A 435-nucleotide genomic window follows, 5' to 3' on the forward strand; every position below is an offset into this window, starting at 1 on the left:
GCGTCCACGCAGGCCCTGCCGGCCAAGGAGCGCAGGCGGCTGGCGGTGGCCGAGAAGCGGGTGAAGGAGTTGGAGCGCGAGCTGCGCCGCAAGGAGAAGGCGCTGGCGGAAACGGCGGCGCTGCTGGTGCTCGAAAAAAAACTTCAGGCGATGGGCTGGGACGAGGGGCCCTTGGACGACGAGGACGACGCAGTGGACGAGAAGCGCGAGAAATGACGCTCGCCCATGTGCAGGAAGCCCTCCAGAAGGGCGTGCGCCTGGAGGCCGTCTGTGAGCGGCTCGGGGTGGCCCCTCGCACCATTCAACGGTGGCGGAAGCCCCAGACGGCTCAGGACGGGCGGTGCGGTCCGCGCACCCGGCCCGCCAACCGCCTCTCCGAAGCGGAGAAGCGCCGCATGCTGACGGTAGCCAACAGCGAGGAATTCCGCGACGTCT

The 435-nt window shown here is 69.2% G+C and carries 1 protein-coding gene and 1 pseudogene; both read left to right on the forward strand.

Annotated elements, in window-relative coordinates; translation table 11 throughout:
* Nucleotides 1-216 (forward strand): annotated as a pseudogene (locus D7Y13_RS43170) (hypothetical protein); the annotation flags it as partial.
* A partial coding sequence (locus D7Y13_RS43175; RefSeq protein WP_147444608.1) for a helix-turn-helix domain-containing protein occupies nucleotides 213-435 on the forward strand: 223 nt, incomplete at its 3' end. The pseudogene D7Y13_RS43170 and the gene D7Y13_RS43175, both read left to right, overlap by 4 nt.

Source organism: Corallococcus praedator (genome assembly GCF_003612125.1).
GTDB classification, from domain to species: domain Bacteria; phylum Myxococcota; class Myxococcia; order Myxococcales; family Myxococcaceae; genus Corallococcus; species Corallococcus praedator.